This window comes from Pseudomonas sp. PME37.24/025 (genome assembly GCF_055556615.1).
Genome location: NZ_JBVHNK010000275.1, coordinates 1 through 264, shown reverse-complemented (window position 1 = coordinate 264; position 264 = coordinate 1). Strand labels below are relative to the sequence as shown.

The 264-nt window shown below is 60.6% G+C and carries 1 protein-coding gene; it reads left to right on the top strand.

Translation table 11 applies throughout. The annotated features are described in order from the left end of the window. Positions 1-264, top strand: a 264-nt coding sequence (locus tag ACZ3HH_RS30360) for a hypothetical protein (protein ID WP_465810324.1), incomplete at both ends; no start/stop codon positions are given.

The following is a 264-nucleotide window of genomic DNA, read 5'->3' as shown; positions in this document are numbered from 1 at the left end:
CAGATGTTGCATTATTCCGACCGGGAATTGCGGGATGCGCCCGAGGACCGGTTCACGGACACGCTCAGCCCGCCGCTATTCCTGCTCCTTACCATCCTGCTGTCGCACCTGATCGAGATGGCTTCCCACCAATCTCTGCCGAAAGTCACCACGACGATCGGGCAACAGATCGTGGCGTCCGACCAGAATCTGCTGCTGCTCCGCTTCGTCCTTTTCTCGATCTATCCGTTGCTGTTCGCGGCGCGGCGGCTGAACGCGCAACGC